18 protein-coding genes and 2 tRNA genes are annotated in these 19,545 nt (G+C 62.4%); 8 read left to right on the top strand and 12 right to left on the bottom strand.

Features of this window, described 5'->3' with window-relative positions; translation table 11 throughout:
- The first annotated feature begins 76 nt into the window (after window positions 1–76).
- The 4 genes from ACFOKF_RS10660 (at window position 77) to alaS (ending at window position 7,342) form a co-directional block, all read left to right on the top strand.
- Window positions 77–2,188 (top strand): malate synthase G, encoded by a 2,112-nt coding sequence (locus ACFOKF_RS10660; protein ID WP_380795550.1) that lies wholly within the window; start codon window positions 77–79, stop codon window positions 2,186–2,188.
- Window positions 2,189–2,335: 147 nt separating this feature from the next.
- Window positions 2,336–2,962, top strand: coding sequence for a glutathione S-transferase family protein (locus ACFOKF_RS10655; protein ID WP_380797742.1), 627 nt, complete (start codon window positions 2,336–2,338; stop codon window positions 2,960–2,962).
- Window positions 2,949–4,208 carry a M24 family metallopeptidase gene (locus tag ACFOKF_RS10650; protein ID WP_380795549.1) on the top strand — a complete coding sequence of 420 codons (1,260 nt, stop codon included), beginning with the start codon at window positions 2,949–2,951 and terminating at the stop codon, window positions 4,206–4,208. Before ACFOKF_RS10655 ends, ACFOKF_RS10650 begins: the two co-directional genes overlap by 14 nt.
- Window positions 4,209–4,687: 479 nt before the next feature.
- Window positions 4,688–7,342, top strand: coding sequence for an alanine--tRNA ligase (gene alaS, locus ACFOKF_RS10645; protein WP_380795547.1), 2,655 nt, complete (start codon window positions 4,688–4,690; stop codon window positions 7,340–7,342).
- An 82-nt stretch (window positions 7,343–7,424) separates the two neighbouring features.
- Here the strand turns inward: alaS and rpoH are convergent, their stop codons facing one another.
- Window positions 7,425–8,336, bottom strand: coding sequence for an RNA polymerase sigma factor RpoH (gene rpoH, locus ACFOKF_RS10640; RefSeq protein WP_298399097.1), 912 nt, complete (start codon window positions 8,334–8,336; stop codon window positions 7,425–7,427).
- A gap of 76 nt (window positions 8,337–8,412) precedes the next feature.
- Window positions 8,413–9,366 carry an RluA family pseudouridine synthase gene (locus ACFOKF_RS10635; RefSeq protein ID WP_380795545.1) on the bottom strand — a complete coding sequence of 318 codons (954 nt, stop codon included), beginning with the start codon at window positions 9,364–9,366 and terminating at the stop codon, window positions 8,413–8,415.
- A gap of 17 nt (window positions 9,367–9,383) precedes the next feature.
- On the opposite strand from ACFOKF_RS10635, the gene ACFOKF_RS10630 reads away from it, so the two are divergent.
- Together ACFOKF_RS10630 and ACFOKF_RS10625 are read left to right on the top strand one after the other, a co-directional pair.
- Window positions 9,384–9,785 carry a M67 family metallopeptidase gene (locus ACFOKF_RS10630; protein ID WP_380795544.1) on the top strand — a complete coding sequence of 134 codons (402 nt, stop codon included), beginning with the start codon at window positions 9,384–9,386 and terminating at the stop codon, window positions 9,783–9,785.
- 98 nt (window positions 9,786–9,883) lie between these two features.
- On the top strand, window positions 9,884–10,543 hold the full coding sequence (locus tag ACFOKF_RS10625; protein WP_298399089.1) for a histidine phosphotransferase family protein: 660 nt from the start codon (window positions 9,884–9,886) through the stop codon (window positions 10,541–10,543).
- Here ACFOKF_RS10625 and ACFOKF_RS10620 read toward each other — a convergent pair.
- The 5 genes from ACFOKF_RS10620 to map form a co-directional block, all read right to left on the bottom strand.
- Complete coding sequence (locus ACFOKF_RS10620) at window positions 10,518–11,054, bottom strand: DUF4269 domain-containing protein (RefSeq protein WP_380795543.1); 537 nt, start codon at window positions 11,052–11,054, stop codon at window positions 10,518–10,520. The genes ACFOKF_RS10625 and ACFOKF_RS10620 overlap by 26 nt on opposite strands.
- Window positions 11,051–12,100 carry an NAD(P)H-dependent flavin oxidoreductase gene (locus tag ACFOKF_RS10615; protein WP_380795541.1) on the bottom strand — a complete coding sequence of 350 codons (1,050 nt, stop codon included), beginning with the start codon at window positions 12,098–12,100 and terminating at the stop codon, window positions 11,051–11,053. The genes ACFOKF_RS10620 and ACFOKF_RS10615 overlap by 4 nt, the downstream gene beginning before the upstream one ends.
- Window positions 12,101–12,203: 103 nt before the next feature.
- Window positions 12,204–13,616, bottom strand: a complete 1,413-nt coding sequence (gene glnA / locus ACFOKF_RS10610; RefSeq protein WP_380795540.1) for a type I glutamate--ammonia ligase — start codon at window positions 13,614–13,616, stop codon at window positions 12,204–12,206.
- An 88-nt stretch (window positions 13,617–13,704) separates the two neighbouring features.
- Window positions 13,705–14,043 carry a P-II family nitrogen regulator gene (locus tag ACFOKF_RS10605; RefSeq protein ID WP_298399077.1) on the bottom strand — a complete coding sequence of 113 codons (339 nt, stop codon included), beginning with the start codon at window positions 14,041–14,043 and terminating at the stop codon, window positions 13,705–13,707.
- A 237-nt stretch (window positions 14,044–14,280) separates the two neighbouring features.
- Window positions 14,281–15,111 (bottom strand): type I methionyl aminopeptidase, encoded by an 831-nt coding sequence (gene map / locus ACFOKF_RS10600; protein ID WP_380797740.1) that lies wholly within the window; start codon window positions 15,109–15,111, stop codon window positions 14,281–14,283.
- Between the two features lie 79 nt (window positions 15,112–15,190).
- Here map and ACFOKF_RS10595 point away from each other — a divergent pair, with 79 nt between their 5' ends.
- Complete coding sequence (locus tag ACFOKF_RS10595; protein WP_380795539.1) at window positions 15,191–15,952, top strand: competence/damage-inducible protein A; 762 nt, start codon at window positions 15,191–15,193, stop codon at window positions 15,950–15,952.
- 105 nt (window positions 15,953–16,057) lie between these two features.
- Here ACFOKF_RS10595 and ACFOKF_RS10590 read toward each other — a convergent pair whose 3' ends face one another.
- Both ACFOKF_RS10590 and ACFOKF_RS10585 read right to left on the bottom strand, forming a co-directional pair.
- Window positions 16,058–16,441 carry a c-type cytochrome gene (locus tag ACFOKF_RS10590; RefSeq protein WP_380795538.1) on the bottom strand — a complete coding sequence of 128 codons (384 nt, stop codon included), beginning with the start codon at window positions 16,439–16,441 and terminating at the stop codon, window positions 16,058–16,060.
- Between the two features lie 279 nt (window positions 16,442–16,720).
- Window positions 16,721–16,795 (bottom strand) — tRNA-Asn (locus ACFOKF_RS10585).
- Window positions 16,796–17,212: 417 nt separating this feature from the next.
- On the opposite strand from ACFOKF_RS10585, the gene ACFOKF_RS10580 reads away from it, so the two are divergent.
- Window positions 17,213–17,875, top strand: a complete 663-nt coding sequence (locus ACFOKF_RS10580) for a PEP-CTERM sorting domain-containing protein (protein ID WP_380795536.1) — start codon at window positions 17,213–17,215, stop codon at window positions 17,873–17,875.
- 24 nt (window positions 17,876–17,899) lie between these two features.
- On the opposite strand, the gene ACFOKF_RS10575 is transcribed toward ACFOKF_RS10580, so the two are convergent.
- The 3 genes from ACFOKF_RS10575 to ACFOKF_RS10565 form a co-directional block, all read right to left on the bottom strand.
- A complete protein-coding gene (locus tag ACFOKF_RS10575; protein ID WP_380795534.1) occupies window positions 17,900–18,439 on the bottom strand; it encodes a retropepsin-like aspartic protease family protein in 540 nt (179 codons plus the stop codon).
- A 296-nt stretch (window positions 18,440–18,735) separates the two neighbouring features.
- Window positions 18,736–19,278, bottom strand: coding sequence for a hypothetical protein (locus ACFOKF_RS10570; RefSeq protein ID WP_380795533.1), 543 nt, complete (start codon window positions 19,276–19,278; stop codon window positions 18,736–18,738).
- Window positions 19,279–19,422: 144 nt separating this feature from the next.
- Window positions 19,423–19,498, bottom strand: a tRNA-Lys gene (locus ACFOKF_RS10565).
- Between the last annotated feature and the right edge of the window lie 47 nt (window positions 19,499–19,545).

Raw genomic sequence — 19,545 nt, 5'->3', positions numbered from 1 at the left:
ACTGTCTTCGAATAATAGCGTCTACACTGCATAATGCGAACAGTCTATGAAGGGCGCAACCAATGGAGTGGATAGCATGACCGACCGCATGATCGACAAGGCCGGCCTTCACGTCGCAGAGCAACTGGCCGATTTCATCGAAACCCGCGCGCTGCCTGGCACCGGCATTGGGCCCGACGCCTTCTGGACCGGCGCGGCCGCCATTTTTGCGCGCTTCGCCCCCGAAAACACCGTCCTGCTGCGCAAGCGCGATACATTGCAGGCGCAGATCGACAGCTGGCATGAACAGCGCCGTGGACAGCCGCATGATGCCGCTGCTTATCAGGCTTTTCTGCGTGAGATCGGCTATCTGGTCCCCGAACCTGCGCCCTTCACCATCGGCAGCGAAAATGTCGATGATGAAGTCGCCCGCATGGCCGGGCCGCAGCTGGTTGTCCCCATCCTCAACGCCCGCTTTCTGCTGAACGCCGCCAATGCGCGCTGGGGCAGCCTGTATGATGCGCTCTATGGCACCGATGCGATTCCCGGCGCGGCCGCAGGGAAGGGCTATGACGCGGCGCGCGGCGCGCAGGTCATCGGCTGGGCCAAGGCGTTTCTGGACGACGCCATCCCGCTGGCGAGCGGCAGTTGGGCCGATCTGGCGAGCGAGAACATCGTTCTGGCTGACCCGGCGCAGTTCGTCGGCACGAGCGAGAAGGGCAAGCTGTTCCGCCATAATGGGCTGCATATCGAGGTTGTTTTTGACAAGGCGCATCCGATTGGCGCGACAGACCCGGCCGGCATTGCCGACGTCATTCTTGAATCCGCGCTGACCGCGATTTGCGATCTGGAAGACAGTGTCGCGGCCGTCGATGCGGAGGATAAGGTCGCCGCCTACGCCAACTGGCTGGGGCTGATGCAGGGCGACCTGACCGACACGTTCGAAAAGAATGGCGCGATGATGACGCGCGCGCTCAATCCCGATCGCGCCTACACCGCGCCGGACGGCAGCGCCTTCACCCTGCCGGGCCGCAGCCTGTTGTTCGTCCGCAATGTCGGCCATCTGATGACCAATCCGGCCATCCGCCTGTCCAATGGGGAGGAAGCGCCCGAAGGCATATTGGACGGCATCGTCACCAGCCTGATCGCGCTGCATGACCTGAAGCGGAATGGCGGAAATAGCCGCGCGGGCAGCGTCTACATCGTCAAGCCCAAGATGCATGGTCCGGCAGAAGTCGGTTTCACCGACAGCCTGTTCGACGCGATCGAGGATATGCTGGGCATGGCGCGCCATACGCTCAAAGTCGGCGTCATGGACGAGGAGCGCCGCACCTCTGCCAATCTCGCCGCCTGTATCGAGGCCGTCCGCGACCGCATCGTCTTCATCAACACCGGCTTCCTCGATCGCACCGGGGACGAAATGCACACGTCGATGCAGGCCGGGCCGATGATCCCCAAGGGCGAGATGAAGACCAGCGACTGGATCGCGGCGTACGAAGATCGCAACGTCCAGATCGGCCTCGCCTGTGGCCTGTCGGGCCGGGCGCAGATCGGCAAGGGCATGTGGGCCGCGCCCGATCGCATGGCCGACATGCTGGAGCAGAAGTCGGGCCACCCGAAAAGCGGCGCCAACACCGCCTGGGTGCCTTCACCCACGGCCGCCACCCTGCATGCGACCCATTATCACCGCATCGACGTCTTCGCCCGACAGGCGGAGCGCAAGGCGGAGGGCATTGCATCGCTCGACCGGCTGTTGAGCATCCCCGTTGCGGTTGGCCGCAATTTCTCCGAGGAAGAAATTGCGCGGGAACTGGATAATAATGCGCAGGGCATTTTGGGCTATGTTGTCCGCTGGGTCGATCAGGGTGTCGGCTGCTCCAAGGTTCCCGACATTCACGACATTGGCCTGATGGAGGACCGCGCGACGCTGCGCATTTCCTCGCAGCATATGGCCAACTGGCTGCTGCATGGCGTCTGCACGTCCAATCAGGTCGACGCCGCGCTGAAGCGGATGGCCGCGAAGGTCGATGCGCAAAATGCCGGCGATCCGCTCTATCAGCCGATGAGCGGCCGGGAGGCCGAAAGCCTGGCTTATCAGGCGGCGCGCGCGCTGGTGTTCGAAGGTGTCGAGCAGCCGAGCGGCTATACCGAGCCCTTGCTCCACGCCTTCCGCGCAGAGCAGAAGGCAGAGGCGCTGGAGGCCGCATAAAGCGCTAACCTCCGTTCGTTTCGAGCGAAGTCGAGAAACAGGAAGCGCAGTTCTAGCGGCTTCTCGACAGGCTCGAAGCGAACGGACATTGTGGTGGTCGCTGTGCTGCTTTACGCCCGCATCGGCGCGCAGCATGGGAGGTCCGCTTTGACCATCATCGTCCATCATCTGAACAACAGCCGGTCGCAACGCATCCTCTGGTTGCTGGAGGAACTGGGCGAAGCCTATGAAGTCTGTCGCTATGAGCGGGACCGCAAGACGATGCGCGCGCCCGCATCGCTGCGCGCCATCCATCCGCTCGGCCGTTCCCCGGTGGTGGAGGTGGACGGCCATCGCCTGATCGAAACCGGCGCGATCATGGAGCATCTGGTCGCCCGCGCTGGCAACCGCTTCGGCCCGCCCGCCGATGCGCAGGGCGCCATCCTCTACCGCCAGTTCCTCCATTATGCTGAAGGCTCCATGATGCCGCCGCTGCTGGCGCTGCTCGTCGTTGGCAAGCTGGGCCTGCTTGGCCGCCCCGCGCGCCCGACGGTGCAGCGCATGCTGGACGATCATCTGGACTGGCTGGAAAGCGAACTGGAGACGCGGCCCTATTTTGCGGGGGACATCTTCACCGCTGCCGATATGATGCTGAGCTTCCCGCTGGAAGCGTCCCGCGCACGCGGCGGCCTTGACAGCAGCCGCCCGCATCTGATCCGCTGGCTGGAAGAGATGCATGCGCGGCCCGCTTATCAGGCTGCGCTGAAAACCGGGGGATATTATGCCTACGCCTGATCGCCGCACCGTGCTGCGCTATGCTGCCGCCGGCCTTGCTACGTCGCTGATAAGCCCGCGCCTGTTCGCGCAGGAGAAGGCGGGCGAGGCGCTCCAATCCCTGACCGGCGGCGTCACGCCGATCGGCAAGGCCGAGCGCGCCGATCGCCTCGCTCGCGCGCAGGCGATGATGCAGGCGCAGGGCATCGACGCGCTGCTGGTCGAACCGGGCGCCAGCCTCATTTACTATAGCGGCATCCGCTGGCATCGCTCCGAACGCCTGACCGCGCTGGTGATTCCGGCCAGCGGCGCGCCTCTGGTCGTCTGCCCCTTTTTCGAAAAACCCTCGATCGACGAATCGCTGGCGATCCCGGCGGAAGTCCGCGTCTGGCAGGAGCATGAAAGCCCCTATGCGCCGATCGCCGACTATCTGACCGCGAAGGGGCTGGCCAAGGGGCGCATCGGCATCGAGGAAACCGTCCGCTATTTCGCGGTCGACGGGATGAAGGCAGCGCTGCCCGCCGCAAGTCTTGTGAAAGACCCCGTCACCCGCGCCATCCGCATGCGCAAGACGGCGGCGGAGATCGCCCTGATGCAGACGGCCGCCGATGTCACCATGGCCGCCTATCGCTGGACCTATCCGCAGGTGAAGGCCGGCATGACCCCGGCTGACATCGGCGCGCTGATGAGCGCTGCGACTAAGCAACTGGGTGGGCAGGTGGAATTCAACCTCATCCTGCTGGGCGAGGCCGCCGCCTATCCGCATGGCTCCGGCAAGCCGCAGGCGGTGCGCGCGGGCGAGGTGGTGCTGATGGACTGCGGCTGCACGGTCGAGGATTATCAGTCCGACATCAGCCGCACCTTCGTCTATGGCGCGGCCCCCAGTGCGCAGCAGCGCAAGGTGTGGAACGACGTGTCGCAGGGACAGAAGATCGCCTTCGCCGCCGCGAAACCCGGCGCGCCTGCCGGTTCGGTCGATGACGCGGTGCGCGGCTATTATCAGTCACTGGGCTACGGCCCCGGCTATGCGCTGCCCGGCCTGTCCCATCGCACTGGCCATGGCATTGGCATGGAAGGGCATGAGCCGGTCAACCTGGTCCATGGCGAAACGACGAAGCTGGACGTCGGCATGTGCTTCTCCAACGAACCGGGCCTGTACCTGCCCGGCACCATGGGCATCCGCATGGAGGATTGCTTCCACATGACCGCGCAGGGGCCGAAATGGTTCTCCAAGCCTCCGGTGTCGATTGAGGAACCGATGGGGTAGGTCAACTATGACCGCAAAAAGCGCGATATGTCCGATTTGGGCTTTATGTATTGCTGCGGTAATTTCTGGGTGTCAAAGCGCTCCACCTATGTCGAAGGCCACCTTTTCTGACGCCGCGACGAGATGTAATTTACACGCTACCACATATACATATCGTGACGGTATCTTCGTTGATGAGCCGTTAATAGACTTTTCGCGCGAAACAGACCCGTTCAAAGCCCGTAATTGTTTCGATGCAGCATTGGAGAAAATCGGTAGAGAAATGACGGAGCGTGGCGTGACTCACGTCAGTTATATTTGGGAGTGGCGATCGTGAGGCTGTCCCCCGGTCCGTCATCCCAGCGAAGGCTGGGATCTTACTTTTCTTGGAGGCGCGGGAAGAAGGAAGAGAGATGCCAGCTTTCGCTGGGATGACGGATGTTGTACCACGACCAAATCCCCCGCTTGTGCGGCGGGCCGCTTCCCACTAAATCGCCCCCATGACCTCGACCAACGACATTCGCCGCTCTTTCCTCGACTATTTCGGGGCCAACGGCCACACCATCGTTCCGTCCGCGCCGCTGGTGCCGCACAACGATCCGACGCTGATGTTCGTGAACGCCGGCATGGTGCCGTTCAAGAATGTCTTCACGGGTCTGGAAACGCGCCCCTACAAGACCGCGACGTCGAGCCAGAAGTCGGTCCGCGCCGGTGGCAAGCATAACGACCTCGACAATGTCGGCTACACCGCGCGCCACCACACCTTTTTCGAAATGCTGGGGAATTTCAGCTTCGGCGACTATTTCAAGGAACAGGCGATCCATCATGCATGGACCCTGCTGACGAAGGAATGGGGTCTGCCCGCCGAAAAGCTGACCGCGACCGTCTACCACACGGACGATGAGGCGTTCGATCTGTGGAAGAAGATCGCCGGCCTGCCCGATCACAAGATCATTCGCATCCCGACCAAGGATAATTTCTGGGCGATGGGCGACAGCGGCCCCTGCGGTCCCTGCTCGGAAATCTTCTACGATCATGGCGACCATATCTGGGGCGGCCCTCCCGGATCGCCAGAGGAAGATGGCGACCGTTTCGTCGAAATCTGGAACCTGGTCTTCATGCAATATGAGCAGGAAGCCAACGAGATTGTCGGCGAGCTTCCCAAGCCCTCGATCGACACCGGCATGGGGCTGGAGCGCATCGCAGCCGTCATGCAGGGCGTCCACAACAATTATGACACCGACACGTTCAAGGCGCTGATCGCGGATTCCGCCGCGCTGACGAAGACGGCGACCGATGGCGAGTTTCAGGCCAGCCACCGCGTCATCGCGGATCATCTGCGCTCGACCAGCTTCCTGATCGCGGACGGCGTGCTGCCCGCCAATGAAGGCCGTGGCTATGTGCTGCGCCGGATCATGCGCCGCGCCATGCGCCACGCGCACATCATCGGCGCGAAAGATCCGCTGATGTATCGTCTGGTGTCGAGCCTCGTGTCGGAAATGGGCGGCGCCTATCCCGAACTGGTCCGCGCTCAGCCGCTGATCGAGGAAACGCTGCTGCGGGAGGAAACCCGGTTCCGCAAGACGCTGGAAAACGGCCTCAAGCTGCTGGACGAAGCGACCGTGGGTCTGGGCGAGGGCGGTACGCTGCCCGGCGAAACCGCGTTCAAGCTCTACGACACCTATGGCTTTCCTTATGACCTGACCGAGGATGCGCTGCGCACCCAGGGCCTGTCGGTCGACCGCGCCGGTTTCGACGCCGCCATGGCCGAGCAGAAGGCCGCCGCGCGCGCCGCCTGGAAGGGATCGGGCGAAAAGGCTTCCGACGAAATCTGGTTTGATATTGCCGAAAAGGCCGGAAATACCGAGTTTATCGGCTATTCGTCGACCAAGGGCGAAGGTGAAGTTTTGGCCCTCATCAAGGACGGTGTGAACTTCGACAGTGCGACCGCCGGCGACACGGTGACGATCATCACCAACCAGACGCCTTTCTATGGCGAAAGCGGCGGCCAGAATGGCGACGCTGGCACCATCAGTTCGCTGGGTGGGCTGGTGGCGGACGTGGCCGACACGTCCAAGCCGCTCGGCCGTCTGCATGCGCATCAGGCGACGATCAGCGCGGGCAGCGTCAAGGTTGGCGATACCGTCAACCTGTCGGTCGATGTCGAACGTCGCGACCGCATCCGCGCCAACCATAGCGCCACCCATTTGCTGCACGCCGCTCTCCGCAAGGAACTGGGCGCGCATGTGACGCAAAAGGGCAGCATGGTTGCCGCCGAGCGTTTGCGCTTCGACTTCAGCCATCCCGAAGCGCTGACCCATGCCCAGATCGCGAAGATCGAGGCCGATGTGAACGCGCAGATTCGCCATAATGAGGATGTCACGACCCGCCTCATGACCCCGGACGACGCCATTGCGGCAGGAGCCATGGCGCTGTTCGGCGAGAAATATGGCGATGAAGTCCGCGTCCTTTCGATGGGCAAGGGCGACGAACATAGCTATTCGGTCGAACTGTGCGGCGGCACCCATGTTCGCGCCACCGGCGACATCGCCCTGTTCAAGATCGTGTCGGAAAGCGCCGTCTCTTCGGGCGTCCGCCGGATCGAGGCGCTGACCGGCGAAGCCGCGCGCCTGTGGCTGATCGACCGCGACGACAAGCTGCGTCAGACCGCCGCTGCGCTCAAGACCTCGCCCGATGAAGTCCCCGCACGCATCGCCGCGCTGGTCGAGCAGAGCCGCAAGCTGGAGCGTGACCTCGCCGACGCCAAGAAGGCGCTGGCCCTTGGCGGCGGTGGTTCCGCGCAGGCGGCCGGTCCTGAAAAGGTCGGCGCCATCGATTTCCTCGGTCAGGTCATCGACGGCCTCGATCCCAAGGAATTGCGCGGCATTGTGGACGGCAACAAGAAGGCGCTGGGCAGCGGCGTTTCCGCCGTGCTGGCCGTGGTCGATGGCCGCGCCACCATTGCCGTGGGCGTTACCGATGATCTGACCGGCACGTTCAGCGCGGTCGATCTGGTGCGCGCCGGCGTGGAAGCGCTGGGCGGCAAGGGCGGCGGCGGCCGTCCCGACATGGCGCAGGGCGGCGGTCCCGAAGGCGACAAGGCGCAGGCGGCGATCGATGCGGTCAAGGCGGCGCTGGCGGCGGTGCCGGCCTGATCGGCCGGTACGCCCATAACTGAACTACAATAAAAAAGCCCCGGATCGCTCCGGGGCTTTTTCTCATTCTTGATCTGCCGGATCAGGCGGCGGCCAGGCGCGCCATCTTTTCCAGCTTGCCGCCAGCGATGCGCATCATCGCCTTTTGCAGCTTCTCGAATGCGCGAACCTCGATCTGGCGGACGCGCTCGCGCGACACGCCATAGACCTGGCTCAGTTCTTCCAGCGTCTTCGGCTCTTCGGCCAGACGACGCTCGGCCAATATGTGCTTTTCGCGGTCGTTCAGATCGTCCATCGCCTCGACCAGCATTTCGTGGCGCATCGCGCTTTCCTGCTGCTCGCCCACGCGCTCGTCCTGCAACGGATCAGTGTCCGCCAGCCAATCCTGCCACTGGCCCTCGCCATCCTCGCGCATCGGCACGTTCAGCGACGTGTCGCCGCCCATCGCCATGCGGCGGTTCATGGACACGACATCTTCTTCCGACACGCCCAGATCGGTGGCGATCTTGTTGACGTCGGCCGGCTTCAGATCGCCATCCTCGAACGCATCGATGCTATTCTTCATCCGGCGCAGGTTGAAGAAGAGCTTCTTCTGCGACGCGGTGGTGCCCATCTTCACCAGGCTCCAGCTGCGCAGGATGAATTCCTGGATCGACGCACGGATCCACCACATGGCGTAGGTCGCCAGGCGGAAGCCGCGATCGGCCTCAAACTTCTTCACGCCCTGCATCAGGCCGATATTGCCTTCGCTGATCAGTTCGCTGACCGGCAGGCCATAGCCGCGATAGCCCATGGCGATCTTTGCCACCAGCCGCAGGTGCGACGTGACAAGCTGCGCGGCGGCTGCGGGGTCCTGATGTTCCTCGTAGCGCTTCGCCAGCATATATTCCTGTTCAGGCGTCAACAGCGGAAATTTGCGGATTTCCGACAGATAGCGGTTGAGGCTGGCTTCACCGCCCAGCGCCGGAACCGCGGGGACATTGCTCTTGGCCATGTCGTCACCTTTCCCTTTCATTGCGCGGCGGGACCCAGAAGAGGCGTCACAGGCGCCGTCGCAAACTTGTTTGAACCTATACGTGAAGCTCGCTTAACAGTTCCTGCATGTCGGTCGGCAACACACTTTGAAACAGAAGGGGCTTGTCCGTTGCAGGATGTATGAACCCCAGTGTTTTCGCGTGCAATGCCTGCCTTTTGAAACCCAGCGTTTCCAGTATTGATTTGAAACCTTTTCTGTCTCTACCGTAAACCGGGTCCCCGATCAAGGGGTGCCCCAGATGCGCCATATGCACACGGACCTGATGGGTTCGGCCGGTTTCCAGCCGGCATTCCACCATTGCCGCGCCCTTCAGGCGCTCTACGGTGCGGTAATGGGTGACGGCATGCTTGCCGCGTCCTTCCCGATGAACCGCCATCTTCTTTCGATCAGCGTCGGACCGGCCGATCCAGGTGTCGACCGTGCCACTGGCCGGAACCGGAACCCCATACACTACAGCGGCATAAAGCCGGTCGATACTATGATCCTTGAACTGCCGGGCCAGCCCTTCATGCGCCCGATCCGTCTTTGCAACGACCAACAGGCCCGAAGTATCCTTGTCGATGCGATGAACTATGCCCGGCCGCGCCACGCCGCCAATGCCGGACAATTGCCCGGCGCAATGATGCAGCAGCGCGTTGACCAGCGTTCCGTCCAGATTGCCGGCGGCGGGATGGACCACCAGACCCGCAGGCTTGTCCACCACGATCAGTTCGGCGTCTTCATGGACGATGGTCAGCGGAATATCCTGCGCCACCGTATCCAGCGGAACCGGCGGGGGCAGGGTGATGCTGTATGTCTGACCGGCGCTGACTTTCAGCGACGCATTGATCTTCGTCGTTTGCGGGCTGCGCACCTGACCCTCGCCGATCAGCGCCTTCAGCCGCTCACGCGACATGTCTGGCAGCAAATCCGCCAGCGCACGATCCAGCCGCAGCCCATGCTGGGCTTCGCCGATCGCCGCTTCGATGATGGAATCCCCCGGATGCATCAGGTAGGGATGTAGGAATGACGGTAGCAATATCAAGGGGACTGTTGGAACAAATCGTGGCCCTGGCTGCGGATAGTCCGCTTGAAATATGCGGTTTGTTGCTGGGGCGGGGCGGCGTGATAGAGGCGATCGCGCCCGCCGCCAATGTCGCACCCGACCCCGCCCGTCATTTCGAACTGGACCCGACCGTGCTGATCAGGGCGCACCGCGCGGCCCGATCGGGCGGGCCTGCCGTCCTTGGCCATTATCATTCGCACCCGTCAGGTGTCGCAATTCCTTCCGCCACCGACGCCGCCTGCGCCGCGCCCGATGGAAGTTTGTGGATGATCATAGGGGGCGGCGAGGTCACTTTATGGCGCGCCGGGCCGGATACGGCAGTTAACGCCTATTTCACCAAAGTTCAGCTCGACAGTCGGTGACACAAAGGCGGCAGGCCGGGCTTGCATCATGGGGCAGGGCAGCGCATTAGCCGGGAACCGCGCTTTTTCTGACCTCCAATCCGGCGACCCTCAACGGCATGACCAATCCCACCGACAGCATCGAATTTGCCAGCCTGCTCTGCTCGCGCCTGTGCCATGATCTGCTCAGCCCCGTCGGCGCGCTGAACAATGGTCTGGAACTGATGGCGGATGAGACGGACCCGGAAATGCGCGAGCGCTGTCTGGACCTGCTGGGGGAAAGCGCGCGGACATCCGCCAACAAACTCAAATTCTTCCGTCTGGCCTTCGGCTCGGCGGGGGGCTTCGGCGACGCCGTGCCGCCGCACGAAGCGCGCGTCGCGATCGAGGGCATGTTCGCCACTGCCGGCCGGGTGAAGCTGGGCTGGATGGTCGAGGAACAGTTGCTGGACAAGCTGGCGGCCAAGATCCTGCTCAATCTGGCCCTGATCGCCGGCGACGCGCTGGTGCGCGGCGGACAGTTGGACATCGGTACGGAAACCCGGCCCGGCGTGATCGAAATCGTGGTGCGCGCCGAAGGGCCGAAGGTCGTGCTGGACCCCGATCTGCGCGCTGCCCTTGCTGGCACCCTGCCGATCGAAGGGCTGGCGTCGCGCACCGCCGCCGCCTGGATGATCCGCCAACTGGTGCTGGAGGCCAAGGGCGACATCGCCCTGTCGCCGCCGGGCGAGCCGGTGCTGCTGTTCGGCGCGTCTATTCCTGAGCGTCGGCCAGGTTGATCGCGGCCAGGCGGTCGCGCAGACAGGCGTCGCTTTCGCTGTCCAGTTCCAGCAGCGCCGCATAGGGATCGCCCGCCAACCCCAGCAGCGATGCGAAGGCTGGCTCGGTCTTAAGGCCGCTATGGCGCAAATCCACGATCGCCGCGCGCAATCGCGTTCCGCCGATCCGCAGCAACCGCTCTTCTATCTGAAAATGCCGCCAGCCATCTTGCCGGGCGATCGGGCGGTTCTGGCCGAAAATCTCGAACGGCCAGCCATGGGCGGTGAAGCTCGCAATGACGGCGTCCAGATCCGGCCGTTCGTGCAACGCAAAATCCGCCTCATCGCAAAAAGCCGCTCTCAAATGGGCGGCAAAGGCGGGCAGGTCAGGCGCTTCGCAGACAATGTCGATGTCGCTCGCAGGCAAGTCGATGCCCAGCGGCGGGGTTCCCACGACATGGGGATCGAAGAGCGCCAGTCTGGCCAAAGCATCGGAGCGGGCCAGCGCCTGCGCGTAGGAAGGACGGGTCACGCAGCCTGCATTTCAGCGACAAGCGCGGCGATCAGCTCTGCTGCCGGTAATGATCGGGCGAGCGGTGCGCCTTGACCCGCCCATTGCGCGCCATAGCCGCCTTCGCCCATCGCTTTCGCCGCCTGATGCAGGGTTTTTCCCGCATCATAGGCAATCGGATAGTCGGGTATTTTCTCTGTGTTTGATGCCCCCCAGCCGGTGAATCGGTTGGGCAGGCAGCGGGCCGGCCGGCCGGAAATCACGCTGGTCATGGTCGTATGGTGCGCCGCTGCGCTCAGGAGCGTGGAACGATAAACCTCGTCCGCGCTGCTTTCGGGGCAAGCGATGAAGGCCGTGCCAAGCTGCGCGGCAATCGCGCCCAGGTCGAGCGCTGCCCGAACGCCCCGTCCATCCATGATGCCGCCCGCCGCTATCACCGGCAGGCCGGATCGTTCGACCAGCAACCGGGTGAGGGCGAAAGTTCCAAGGCAGGCGTCCGGCGCATCGGGATCGAACATGCCCCGGTGCCCGCCCGCTTCATAGCCCTGCGCAACCACTGCGTCGATCCCGGCCTGGCGGGCGGCCAGTGCTTCATCCAAGCTGGTGGCCGTAGCAAGTAGCACACATCCAGCCCGTTTCAGCGTTGCGATGCGGGCAGCGTCGGGTAGCCCGAAATGAAAGCTGACGACGGCAGGCCGGGTTTCCGTCAGAACCGCCAGCATGGCGTCATCCACGACGAAGCTGCGATAGATTTCCCGCAAGATCGACGGTGGTTGCGCGCCATAGGCGACGAACAGCGGTGACAGCGCTTCGATCCAGTCCCGCTCGATCTGGGGCCGCGCTGTCGCTGGCGGGTGGACGAAGAGGTTGACGTTGAACGGCCGATCGGTGCGCGCCCGCACCTGCATGATCATCGCGCGCGCGGCGTCTGCATCAATGGCTCCGACGGCGATCGAACCCAGCGCGCCCGCATTGCTGACGGCGGCCGCCATCTCCGGCGTGGAAACGCCCGCCATCGGCGCCTGAATGATCGGAACGGGCAGGGCGAGCGAGTCGAGGCTAAGCATGCTCCCCATGTGGGCCTCGACGGCGCAAAGGAAAAGGCCCGGCCGCTCGATGGAGCGACCGGGCCTTTTCCATAATCAGACCTAAAAATCAGGCCCGAACAAATCAGGCGCTGTAGTACATGTCGAATTCGACCGGCGACGGCGCCATTTCCCAGCGATACACTTCGGGCCACTTCAGTTCGATATAGGCATCGATCTGATCCTTGGTGAAGACGTCGCCCTTCAGCAGGAAGTCATAATCGGCTTCCAGGCTGTTGAGCGCTTCACGCAGCGAACCGCAGACGGTCGGCACCTGGCTCAGCTCTTCGGGCGGCAGGTCATAGAGATTCTTGTCCATCGCGGCGCCCGGATGGATTTTGTTCTCGATGCCGTCGAGGCCGGCCATCAGCAGTGCGGCGTAGCACAGATAGGGGTTGGCCATCGCGTCGGGGAAGCGGAATTCCACGCGCTTCGCCTTGGCGCCCGCGCCGTAGGGAATACGGCAGGAGGCCGAACGGTTACGCGCCGAATAAGCCAGCAGAACCGGGGCTTCGAAGCCCGGCACCAGACGCTTGTAGCTGTTGGTGGTCGGGTTGGTGAAGGCGTTCAGGGCCTTGGCGTGCTTGATGACGCCGCCGATGAAGTAGAGGCAGGTGTCCGACAGGCCGGCATAGCCGTCGCCCGCGAAGAGCGGCTTGCCGCCTTCCCAGATCGACATGTGGGTGTGCATGCCCGAACCATTGTCCTGCGCGATCGGCTTGGGCATGAAGGTCGCGGTCTTGCCATAGGCCTGCGCAACCATCTGCACGACATACTTATAAATCTGCATGCGGTCAGCGGTCTGGACCAGCGTACCGAAGGTCAGGCCGAGTTCGTGCTGCGCGGCGGCGACTTCATGGTGATGCTTGTCGCAGGGCAGGCCCATTTCGAGCATGGTCGAAACCATCTCGGCGCGGATGTCGGTGCACGGATCGACCGGCGCGACGGGGAAATAGCCGCCCTTGGCGCGCGGACGGTGGCCCAGGTTGCCGCCTTCATATTCCTTGCCGGTGTTGGTCGGCAGTTCGATGTCGTCGATCTTGAAATAGCTCTGCGAGTAATCATTCTCGAAGCGCACATCGTCGAACATGAAGAATTCGGCTTCCGGGCCGACATAGATGGTGTCGCCAAAACCGGCCGACTTGACGAAGGCTTCGGCGCGCTTCGCACAGGAGCGCGGGTCGCGGCTGTACAGTTCGCCGGTGTCGGGCTCGACGATGTCGCAGAAGATGATCAGCATCGGGGTGGCGCTGAACGGATCGACATAGACGGCGTCCAGGTCGGGCTTCAGGATCATGTCCGATTCGTTGATCGCCTTCCAGCCTTCGATCGACGAACCGTCGAACATCAGACCCTGGGTCAGCTCATCTTCACCAAGCACGCTCGACACCATGGTCAGGTGCTGCCACTTGCCCTTGGGATCGGTGAAGCGGACATCGACCCACTCGATCTCCTTTTCTTCGATCATCTTCAGGATGTCTTTTGGCGTGTTGGCCATGTGCAGTTGCCCTTCTCTAGAAAAACCCCCCCGAAGGGGTCGTTGAAGTTCTTGTCCGCCGGTCCCCTGTCAACCAGCGGGAAAACGGTCAGATGGCGTCGCTGTCGCGCTCGCCGGTGCGGATGCGGACCGCACCTTCGATATTGGAGATGAAAATCTTGCCGTCGCCGATGCGGCCGGTCTGGGCGGCGGCGCAGATCGCCTCGACCACCCGGTCGGCCAGCGTATCGTCCACCACTACTTCCAGCTTCACCTTGGGCAGGAAATCGACGACATATTCGGCGCCCCGATACAGTTCGGTATGGCCCTTCTGACGTCCAAAGCCTTTCGCTTCGGTGACGGTGATGCCCGAAACGCCGACTTCGTGCAGCGCTTCCTTGACCTCGTCCAGCTTGAACGGCTTGATGATGGCTTCGATCTTTTTCATCACTCGTAATCCCAACCCATGACGCACGAAAGAATGCGGCGCGTCCGCATCCTTCTCCTTCGAGCGACGATCGTCATGCCCCCCGAGGCACCCGTCGTCTCCCTTGGCAATCAATTACCGTGCCAAATGGCGAATCGCTACAACTGCTTTCGGCGATGCAGCAATCTTTGTCCATATTGCCCGGTTTCCGGGCAATATCGTGACTCTCTGCCCGTTTTTTGGGCAGCGTTTCGATGATCAGAGCTTATAAGGCGGGCAATCGAAACCAGCCGGGCTTTTGGTGAAAATCTCACACCCGGTTTCGGTGATACCGATGCTGTGTTCGAACTGGGCGGACAGGGTCCGGTCGCGCGTCACGGCGGTCCAGCCATCGTCCATCATCTTCACGCCGGGCTTGCCGATGTTGATCATCGGCTCGATCGTGAAGAACATGCCGGGCTTCAGCTCCGGGCCGGTGCCGGGACGACCGACATGCACGACTTCCGGGCTGTCGTGGAAAACCTGCCCCAGTCCATGGCCGCAGAAATCGCGCACCACGCCATAACGATGCTTTTCAGCGTGCTTCTGGATCACATAGCCGATGTCGCCCAGATGATTGCCGGGCCTGGCCTGCTCAATGCCCATCATCAGGCACTCATAGGTCACTTCCACCAAGCGGCGCGCCTTGATGGATGTTTCGCCGACGATGAACATGCGGCTGGTATCGCCATGCCAGCCATCGACTTGCGGCGTCACGTCGATGTTGAGGATGTCGCCGTCCTTCAGCCTATAATCACCGGGGATGCCATGGCAGATCACGTTGTTGAGCGAGATGCAGCAGCTATGCGCATAGCCGCGATAGCCCAAAGTCGCCGGCACGCCGCCGCCGTCCAGCGTCATGCGGCGGACTATGTCGTCCAGTTCGCCGGTGGTGACGCCCGGCACGACATGCGGGACCAGCGCGTCCAGTATCTCCGCGGCTAGACGACCTGCCTTGCGCATGCCGGCAAAACCGCTTTCGTCATAGAGTTTGATTGCGGTCGATCGGGTGGTCGGCGCGTCCGCCGTCATCGTCATATATTCGGTCATGATCCGATTATAGGCGCAGCCCGTCGATAATGCGAGGGGGCCTAGGCATGGATCGCGGCGCAGGCTATGGGCTTTGGCCATGGCCGATCCCACACGCATCTGGACCGCAGCGCTGATCGTGATCGGCGACGAAATTCTTTCCGGTCGGACGCAGGACAGGAATGTCTCCCAGATTGCGACCTGGCTGAATGTGCAGGGCATCCGGCTGCGTGAAGTGCGGGTGATCGCCGATGACAGGGACGCGATCATTGAAGCGGTGAACCTGCTGCGCGTGCGCAACGATTATCTGTTCACCACTGGCGGCATCGGCCCCACCCATGACGACATCACCGTTGATGCGATCGCGGCGGCGCTGGGCGTGGAGGTGGAAATTCATGAGGCGGCGCGCGCGATCCTGGCCGATTATTACGAAACGCGCGGCGGACTGACCGATGCGCGCCTGCGAATGGCGCGTGTGCCGGCGGGCGCCAGCCTGATCGAAAACCGCATGTCCGGCGCACCGGGCATCCGCCACGGCAACATCTTCATCATGGCGGGCGTGCCGCATATCACCGCTGGCATGCTCGATCGGCTGACCGGCACGCTCGAAGGCGGTCTGCCGCTATTGTCCGCCACCATCGGTTGCTGGGTCGCCGAAAGCGAAATCGCCGATCTGCTGGGGGCTACGGAAAAAGCCCATGATGGCTGTCAGATTGGCAGCTACCCCTTTTTCCGCGAAGGGCGGACCGGCGCCAATTTCGTGATCCGTTCGACCAGTCAGGCGGGACTGGACGCCTGCGTCAGCGACCTCAGCGCCGGGCTGGAGCGCGGAGGCTGGGCCGTGACGGCGGGCGGGATCTAGGGCATTTTGTGAAGTTATCTGGGACGGATGACTTCACAAAAATGCGACAAAAATGACTTTCAGAGCATGATGCGATGCAATCCAATCGCATCATGCTCCAGGCGCTTACTTGGCTTCCGCCTTCAGATAGGCGAGCAGGTTGGCCCGATCAGCCGGGTTTGGAACGCCCGGAAAGGCCATCTTCGTTCCGGGAACCATCGCGGACGGCTTGGTGATGAAGCTGTCCATGCTTTTTACATCCCAGCGGATCTTCGCCTTCTGCATTGCGGGCGAATAGGCAAATCCGGCTGATGCGCCGGATGTGCGGCCAAAGATGCCGGCAAGGTTCGGACCCATTTTCTTCGGGCCAGGCTTTACGTCATGACACAGGGCGCAGCGGGCAAAAACTATTTTGCCCTTCGTTGCGTCTCCGGCCTGCGCCAGAGCGGGCGCGCTCGACGCGCAGAGAAGGAGCAGGGAAAATCTACTGGCGACCGATGCAAACGACATGAATGGATACCCCTTGGAGAAATGGCGACATTGTTGCCAGGCTTTTGCCGGTCTGCATGTCTATGCCGTGCCAAGTGAATGGGGCTTTAAGCGTATGGACGTCAATAGAGGACAGAAACTCATGTGCTCGCGTCATTTTTGATGCGGCCTCATGGCGGCGATCGCGGATGTCGGAAGGCATCAGCATCATCGGCCTATCAGATTGTCTGATGTCGTTCGCGCGGGCTTTGGCCTCGCGTCATCCCGCTTGTAACTGATGGAGCCAGCGGCCAGCAAAGCTGGCTCCCCGAGTAGGATTCGAACCTACGGCCATTCGATTAACAGTCGAATGCTCTACCGCTGAGCTATCGGGGAGCAGCCCGACTTCCGCCGGGCAGGCCGCGCCTATGCAATGGCGCGACGGAAATGGCAAGGGGCTGATGGCCTTTGAAAGGGAAAAAAGTCATCCGGATAAAGATGAATGGATTCCGCCCCTTGCCAAATGATGTGGTGGCCGTGGCAGGCCTATTTCTGTGGCGCACACCATGTCCTTCGATCGATATGAGCCGTTAAGATCGGTGCGGCCCGCTGTCTCCTTGCGGAACAGTCTGTCGCAAACAGCCGGATGGCGCAGATGAAATGGGCGCAAACAAAAGCGCCTGTCGCTTCAGGCAAAGGCCTAATATCGCTCCATATTGGCGATGGGGTCTTTTAATCTGGCGTGCGTTCGACAACTCATCTATATTCCCGTGCAATTTCCCGCTGCGGGATTTGGAACGGGAGGATCAGGCGATGGCTTCAGCAGCGAATGTAAAGACAGAGCAACGCCATCTGGCGCTTCTGATGCTGTCGCTGGCTGTCGGCGGCGCCGCCATATTCAGCCTTGGCGGGCTGATGCGTGCGATGTTCCTTCCTTCCGATGTTGCTGCGGCCGTTCGACAGGGTGCAATGGCGTCCAATAGCGCGCTCGCCGCGCCGGAAATGTTCGGAACCGGGCGAATGCTGAATGGCGGGACCGGGCGTCCAATTGGCAGTGCCTATCGGCCGCTGGGTTCGCCGGATGCCGCCGGGCAGCCTGCGGGCGTCGCGCCGCCCTCGGTCGGCCAGGGCACGGAATCAGCGCCGGACGGTGGCGTGAACGGGCAGCAATTTGCGCTTGGTTCGCCATCGGCCTTTGGACCGGCCGGTAACGGCAACGGTGCCCCCGGCGGTTCGAACGGCGGCGCAGCCGGTGGTGGCGGCTCCAGCGGCGGCGGTACATTGCCCGGCACAGTGGGCGTTGAACCCACTCCGACCGGATCCGACACCAATGTCAATAACCCCGGTGGCGGGGATGGCGGCGTAACGCCGACCGAGCCGTTGCCGGAGCCGGAAACCTGGGCAATGATGACGGCAGGGCTGGCGGTTGCAGGCTGGCTTGCGCGGCGTAAGCGGCGGCAGGCCGCTGCCGCCTGACAATTTTTGGCGACCCTGTGCTTGTCAGCGCAGGGTCATCTGGTCGTTGGCAAAGAGGATCGGGCCGAGCTTCGACAGGGCGTTCTGGCCCAGCAGAGACACGTCCATTTCCGAATCCATGATCGCCACCCGCAGCGGCGGCAGGCGTCGGCCCGCGACGACCAGATCCTTCAACTCCGCTTCCTGAACGCGTCTGGCGCCGCCCACGGTCATGAGCTGACCCGATCCGCTGGTCGGCACAAGATGATCGCCAAAAGCGGCCGCATCATGCGCGGTGAGCACCGTCACGCTAGCGCCGGTGTCGACGATGAAGCGGATGCGTGCGCCGGCGCTGGCGCCATGAATATAGAACATGCCGTCGGCCGACCTGTTGATGGTCGTTTCCGTGCTGCTTTCCACGGCTGGTCCCAATCCGGCCGACGGGGTTGCAATCGCGGCGTGCGCCGCCGGTTGCATGGGCGAAGCGTCATCCGGCAGATCCGCATGCGCCACGCACAGAAAGCCCGCAGTGCCGATCATCGATAGGGCGGCCAGCCAGCAGCGCATGTCCAGTGAAGCGATCATGCGCTTTCGATGGCATGGCAGCCGTCAAGAAGCGGTGCCTCCGCTTGGTTGAGCGCACATTAACCAGAATGAAATCGCCGCGATTCGCCGCAGTGGGACGGGCTGTTCTACGATCAGGGCGCGCTGCATGCGGCTTGGGATGTAGTCAAGGACTGGAGCCTGCTGGACCGGCGGGGGGGCGGTCGTCGCTGCTCTCGGGTCTTGGGAGGCGGACGGGACATAGGACAGGTGTATGCTCGCTGACAGTTATCCCAATTGGTTAATAGCGTGGGGCGGTCGCGACCGTCAGCCGCAGCCTAGCTCTTTGTGTCGGTCACTTCGTATTTTGCCGCAGCTGAGGTGGTGACTTTATAGCCCTTCGGTGTCCTTACGAGGTCCCCGTGTAAAGGTATCGCTCCGGTCGGCATGATCGGAAGTATCAATGTGTCGGGCCATCGAGCGAAAATCGCTCGAACTGCTTTTTCGCGGAATTGGCTAGCTAGGCGAGGATCCTCGCCTTTGGAGAACATGATCCAGACCCGCCCTAGATGGTCAGCCTGGTCCATTATGACCGCTTCGGATTCGTTGTCATCAGTTCCGCGCCAGACTGCGGCGTGGAGTGTCATCTTTGCTGCTGGGATATCCCTGCCTGTCTGTATCAGCCGCTGCTCATCTGCTGCATCAACATGAAGGCCTTCAGCTTCCGCCTCTCTGCGCAGCACGGCGAGAAACTCGTCTCGCTCGTCTTTTGTCGGCAAGGAGATTTCAAACGCAGCAACCGTTTTCGCGCTCTCGGGCTGCTGTGCGACTCCGCAGGCGACGCACATCGCTGATGCTAGTTGAAGGAGGAGCCATTTCATCTGTGCAGACTAACCCACCTGCCTGCCCGGTAAAAGGCTCAGTCGATGCCAGCGCACTCTGGCAATGCTTTTACTCGATGCTTACGAGCGGCATGTAAGGCCCAACCCGTAAGGGTGCAGGTCAGTGTATTTCCTATGGCAATTTGGTGGACGCACTTGGGCTCGAACCAAGGACCCGCTGATTAAGAGTCAGCTGCTCTACCAACTGAGCTATGCGTCCATGCCGTGGCGGTTAACCGTCTGGCGTGGCCGGGCTGTTAGCAGCCG

This window comes from Sphingobium rhizovicinum, assembly GCF_042647625.1.
Taxonomy (GTDB): domain Bacteria; phylum Pseudomonadota; class Alphaproteobacteria; order Sphingomonadales; family Sphingomonadaceae; genus Sphingobium; species Sphingobium rhizovicinum.
Note: the sequence above shows the minus strand (reverse complement) of the source record. Positions and strands in the feature narration are given on the sequence as shown.

Coding starts and splice junctions, on each gene's coding strand:
- ACFOKF_RS10660 (WP_380795550.1), top strand. CDS start 77: ATGACCGACCGCATGATCGACAAGGCCGGCCTTCACGTCGCAGAGCAA.
- ACFOKF_RS10650 (WP_380795549.1), top strand. CDS start 2,949: ATGCCTACGCCTGATCGCCGCACCGTGCTGCGCTATGCTGCCGCCGGC.
- alaS (WP_380795547.1), top strand. CDS start 4,688: ATGACCTCGACCAACGACATTCGCCGCTCTTTCCTCGACTATTTCGGG.
- rpoH (WP_298399097.1), bottom strand. CDS start 8,336: ATGGCCAAGAGCAATGTCCCCGCGGTTCCGGCGCTGGGCGGTGAAGCC.
- ACFOKF_RS10635 (WP_380795545.1), bottom strand. CDS start 9,366: ATGCATCCGGGGGATTCCATCATCGAAGCGGCGATCGGCGAAGCCCAG.
- ACFOKF_RS10630 (WP_380795544.1), top strand. CDS start 9,384: ATGACGGTAGCAATATCAAGGGGACTGTTGGAACAAATCGTGGCCCTG.
- ACFOKF_RS10625 (WP_298399089.1), top strand. CDS start 9,884: ATGACCAATCCCACCGACAGCATCGAATTTGCCAGCCTGCTCTGCTCG.
- ACFOKF_RS10615 (WP_380795541.1), bottom strand. CDS start 12,100: ATGCTTAGCCTCGACTCGCTCGCCCTGCCCGTTCCGATCATTCAGGCG.
- glnA (WP_380795540.1), bottom strand. CDS start 13,616: ATGGCCAACACGCCAAAAGACATCCTGAAGATGATCGAAGAAAAGGAG.
- ACFOKF_RS10605 (WP_298399077.1), bottom strand. CDS start 14,043: ATGAAAAAGATCGAAGCCATCATCAAGCCGTTCAAGCTGGACGAGGTC.
- map (WP_380797740.1), bottom strand. CDS start 15,111: ATGACCGAATATATGACGATGACGGCGGACGCGCCGACCACCCGATCG.
- ACFOKF_RS10595 (WP_380795539.1), top strand. CDS start 15,191: ATGGCCGATCCCACACGCATCTGGACCGCAGCGCTGATCGTGATCGGC.
- ACFOKF_RS10590 (WP_380795538.1), bottom strand. CDS start 16,441: ATGTCGTTTGCATCGGTCGCCAGTAGATTTTCCCTGCTCCTTCTCTGC.
- ACFOKF_RS10580 (WP_380795536.1), top strand. CDS start 17,213: ATGGCTTCAGCAGCGAATGTAAAGACAGAGCAACGCCATCTGGCGCTT.
- ACFOKF_RS10575 (WP_380795534.1), bottom strand. CDS start 18,439: ATGATCGCTTCACTGGACATGCGCTGCTGGCTGGCCGCCCTATCGATG.
- ACFOKF_RS10570 (WP_380795533.1), bottom strand. CDS start 19,278: ATGAAATGGCTCCTCCTTCAACTAGCATCAGCGATGTGCGTCGCCTGC.